Origin of the sequence: Streptomyces otsuchiensis (genome assembly GCF_004305975.1) — a bacterium.
Classification (GTDB): domain Bacteria; phylum Actinomycetota; class Actinomycetes; order Streptomycetales; family Streptomycetaceae; genus Streptomyces; species Streptomyces otsuchiensis.
The window spans coordinates 1-4,369 of sequence record NZ_BHZI01000383.1 but is presented as its reverse complement, the minus strand read 5'-3'; the positions used below and the strand labels follow the sequence as shown (position 1 = coordinate 4,369).

Below are 4,369 nucleotides of genomic sequence, written 5' to 3'. Positions count from 1 at the left end.
CGCCGCGCCGCCCGTTCCGGCGGAGCCGCCGATNCCCGCGACCGCCCCCTGGCTCGCGCCCGGTCAGCGCTCCGGCCCGTACCCGGGGGCGGAACGGCTGACGATCGCCCTGGGCTGGTCGCTGACCCCGGAGGCGGAGCGGGCGCCGGAGGTGGACGGCAGCGCCTTCGCGGTCGACGCCGACGGCCGGGTCCTCAGCGACCTGCACTTCGTCTTCTACAACAACCTCTCGCTCCCCAGCGATCACGACGAACAGGGCGACTCGATCCGGCTGGACAACCCCACCGGGGGCTCCGACGACGAGGACGAGGACGGCGAGGGCGACGGCGGCTCCGCCGGTCCCGACGACACCCCGATCCACGGCGACGGCCAAGGCGAGCAGCGGTTCACCGTCGAGCCCGGCCGGCTGGACGCCGACACCGACCGCATCGTCTTCGCGCTGTCGCTGCACGACGCCGAGGAGCGGGGCCAGGATCTCTCCGCGCTCAGCGAGATGACCGTCCGGGTGCTCGACGGCGAGGACGGCACTGAGCTGTGCGGCTTCCGGCTCGACCGCGCGGCCGTCGGGGACGGCTTCGGCCTCACCCTCGGCGAGCTGTACCGGACGCCGCAGGGGTGGGGTTTCCACGCGGACTGCGCCGCCTACCCGGCGGGGCTGCTGGAGATCGCCCAGGCGCACGGCGTCGACGTCTGAGCCGAGCCGTCCGGTGGTGGCGGCGAGCCGAGCCGTCCGCTGCCCGCGCGAAGGGGCGCGCCGCACAGCGCGTGCTCACGACACGCGCCGTTCAGCGCCCGCGTCCGCTCTCTCCCGTCCGGCGCCCGTCCGCTCGCGTCCCGCCGGGGCCGGCCTCGCCGCCGGTCCGGCCGGTCCGCCCCGTCCCGCCGGTCCCGCCGCCGGGGAACGAGCCGCCGTGCGGTCGCCGTCCCGGCCCGGGGTCGCGGCCCTCGGGCCACGGCCGCCCGCCCGTGCGGCCGTCCGCATCCGTGGCGGCCCGGGCGCGTGCCTGCCGCAGGCGCCGCACCACCACGAACAGATCGACGACGGCCAGCACTGTCAACAGGGCGCAGCCGAGGACCAGCAGCCCCAGCTCGCCGCGGGTGGGGCTGTCGCCGCCGCCGGTCCGCGCCCACCAGAGCGCGAACCCCAGCGTCAGCAGCAGGAACAGCGGCACGAAGACCAGCGAGAGGATCAGCCGCAGTGGCAGGTCGCTCAGCGCCGTCACCGGCTCGCTGCCGCTGCGCGGATAGCGCTCGCGGAACGCCCGGTAGGGGTGTCGGTGGCGGTCAGTGCCCCGGCCCTCGTTCCCGTCAGCCATGGTCGGCCTCCCGTCGTCGGCCCGCCCTTCGAGCGTAGTACCGGTCGTCCGTGCGCGTCGTCCCTGCGCGTCGCCCGTGCGCGGAACGGCCGGCGGGCACGAAACGGGCGGGTGGGAACCGAACACAGCACTCCCGGTGTCTGGTAGAAACGGGGACGGTCCGAGAGTCGCTTCACATCGGGGGCTGGAGAGTGACGAGCAGGATTTCCGCGCGCCGAGTCGCGCGGGCATGCGGTGTGATCGCCATCGCGGGCGGGGCGATGCTGGGCGGCGCGCTGCCGGCCGTCGCTGCACCCGCCACGTCGGAGGAGACCGGAACGACGGCCCAGCAGGCCGGCACCCACACCCACACCGACGACGGGACGCACCTCACCCTCGCCTCCCTGCCGCAGCAGGACCGCGCCGACGAGATGGACGGCGTCCACGGCCGGGGCGAGGACGAGGACGACGACGACCACGACGACCACGACCACGAGGCCGAGGATCTGGTCTCCCCGGAGCTGGCCGAGTTCGACGAGCAACTCGCCGAGCAGGCCGAGGAGATAGAGGAACTGCGCGAGGAGGCCGGCAAGGCCAGCCAGCGCCACGAGCGGCTGCGCCGCAAGGAGGCCCGCCACCAGGCCGACCTCATCGTGCTGGGCGAGAAGCTGGAACGCGAGCGGATCCGGCTGGAAGCGCTGCGCACCATGATCGGCAAGCAGGCCAGCTCGCAGTACCGGGCCGGGGGCGGGGCGGAACTGGCCCGCCTGATGTTCTCGGAGTCACCCGAGGCGTTCCTCAACAACAGCTCTCTCATCGGGCGCGGCGAACTGACCGCCATGACGCTGATGGAACGCACCCAGGAGAGCGAACTCGCCCTGGGCGAGGCCGAGACGGAGGCGCGTGAACTCCGCGCCGCGACCAAGAAGGTGACCCGGGAGCAGGAGAAGATCCGGGAAGAGGTCGAGGAGAAGCTGGAGGAGGCCGAGGAGCGGCTGGAGGAGCTGGAGGAGGCCAAGGCCGCGGCGCTGGAGAAGCTCAGGGCCGAGCGTGAGGCGCGGCGGCGGGCGGCGGAGAAGGACGACGAACCGCTGCCCGACCTCCCGGCGACCACCGACGGCGAGTGCGCCGTCTCGGTCCGGGACAGCGAGCGCCTGGCGAAGCCCGCCGTCGAGGAGGACTGGACCGCGCCCATCGATGAGGCGTACACGCTCACCGCCGGCTACGGCCGCTCCGGCCATCGCTGGTCCTCCACGCACACCGGGCAGGACTTCGCGGTGCCGACCGGCACCCCGGTGCTCACCATCGGCTCGGGCACCGTCGTGGGGACCGGCTGCCAGGACGCGTTCGGCCACGCGGTGGTCATCGAGCACGACAACGGCTACTACAGCCAGTACGCCCATCTGTCGGTGATCGAGGTCGAGGTGGGGCAGGAGGTCGGCGTCGGCCAGCGCATCGGCCTCTCCGGCAACACCGGCAACTCCTCGGGCCCGCACCTGCACTTCGAGATCCGGCTGACGCCGTACATCGGCTCGGCGATCAACCCGGTGCCGTGGCTGAGCGATCACGGCGTCGAACTGTGACGACCGCGCGGCGCTGACTCACCGGCGTCCGGGATCGCCCCTCCGATTCCACAGGCGTTCGGACACGCCCGCGCCCGGCCGGGCCCCGTGCCCCGGCCGGGCGCGTGTCTGTGCGGGGTTGTGCGTGCGGGGTGTGCGTGTGGGGGTGTGCGTGCGGGTGCGGGACGCGCGCTCGGGGACGCGCGCGGCTGTGTGGCGGGAGCCGCGAGGCTCAGGCCGGCTCCTCCACCGGCTGCTCGGTGACCGACACCGGGCGGACCCGGCCCTCGATCATGGCGCCGAGTCCGCGCACGGCGCACAGTCCCGGCTCGTCCGCGATGGCGACCGGCATGCCGGTGTGCTCGCGCAGCGTCGTGTCCAGGCCGGGCAGTTCGGCGGCGCCACCGGTGAGGGTGATGCCCCGGTCGGCGAGGTCGGCGACCAGGTCCGGCGGGCAGCGGTGCAGCACCGAGCGGATGCCGTCCAGCAGCGAGGTCAGCGGGGAGCGCACCGCGTTGCGCAGGCTTCCCTGGTCGATGTGGACGGTGCGGGCGAGTCCGGTGGCGACGTCGCGGCCGTGCACCTCGGCGGGTCCGGTCTCGGTTCCGGAGAGCGCCAGGTGCAGCGGGCGCACCGCCTGGCTGGGCAGCAGCAGTTCGTGCTGGTTGCGCAGGTACTGCACGAGCGCGCGGTCGACGGTCTCGCCGCCCATCGGCACGATGTCGGCGGCGACGATGGAGCCGAGGGAGAGGACCGCCACCTGGGTGGTGGTGGCGCCGCACTGCACGATCATGGCGGCCTCGGGCTGCTCCACCGGCAGGCCGGCGCCGATACCGGAGGCGATCAGGCTGTTCACCAGCTCGACGCGGCGCGCGCCGAGGCCGAGCAGCGTCTCGTAGGCGGCGCGGCGGGCCAGCGGGTCGGCGTCGTGCTGGACGGCGATGCCGATGCGGAGCAGCGGGCGGCGGCGCAGTGCGCGGCGCATCTTGGTGCCCACCATGGCGCGCAGCATCCGCTGGGCCATGTCGATGTCGACGACCGTGCCGCCGTTGATCGGCCGGATCACGCGGATGTTGTGCGGGGTGCGGCCGGCCATCCGCTCGGCGGGTGCTCCGACGGCGATCAGGGCACCGGTGCGGGTGTTGACCGCGACGACGGAGGGCTCGTCGACGATCAGGCCGGTCTGCTTGAGGTAGACGCGGGTGCGGGAGGCGCCGAGATCGACGGCCACGGCACAGCGGCGGATCTGGTCAAGGCTCATGGTCATATCGTCACCATGCGGGCACGGAAAGTGATGCGCATGTCGAGGTGCGCCACCCGGGGTACGGGGTACCCCGTACGGCCGAGGGGACGCCGGCCGGAGGCCGACGTCCCGTCAGTTCCGTTCGGGCCGTGCCGGGGTGCGCGCCAGGTGCACGCCGGGTGCGCGCCGGGCTCCCGCCGGGTGTCTCAGGCGCGGGTGGTGGTCGCCGCGCCGGGGGCGACGCGCACGGCGGCAGGCCCGTCCCCGTC

4 protein-coding genes are annotated in these 4,369 nt (G+C 74.2%); 2 read left to right on the top strand and 2 right to left on the bottom strand.

Annotated features, from left to right (window positions below):
• The first annotated feature begins 31 nt into the window (after positions 1-31).
• A complete protein-coding gene (locus E0D90_RS23965; protein WP_438827443.1) occupies positions 32-694 on the top strand; it encodes a TerD family protein in 663 nt (220 codons plus the stop codon).
• A gap of 91 nt (positions 695-785) precedes the next feature.
• On the opposite strand, the gene E0D90_RS28125 is transcribed toward E0D90_RS23965, so the two are convergent.
• A complete protein-coding gene (locus tag E0D90_RS28125; RefSeq protein ID WP_227870455.1) occupies positions 786-1,316 on the bottom strand; it encodes a DUF6343 family protein in 531 nt (176 codons plus the stop codon).
• A gap of 236 nt (positions 1,317-1,552) precedes the next feature.
• On the opposite strand from E0D90_RS28125, the gene E0D90_RS23955 reads away from it, so the two are divergent.
• On the top strand, positions 1,553-2,878 hold the full coding sequence (locus tag E0D90_RS23955; RefSeq protein ID WP_130800052.1) for a M23 family metallopeptidase: 1,326 nt from the start codon (positions 1,553-1,555) through the stop codon (positions 2,876-2,878).
• Between the two features lie 211 nt (positions 2,879-3,089).
• On the opposite strand, the gene E0D90_RS23950 is transcribed toward E0D90_RS23955, so the two are convergent.
• Positions 3,090-4,124, bottom strand: coding sequence for a rod shape-determining protein (locus tag E0D90_RS23950; RefSeq protein ID WP_103501287.1), 1,035 nt, complete (start codon positions 4,122-4,124; stop codon positions 3,090-3,092).
• Positions 4,125-4,369: the final 245 nt, after the last annotated feature.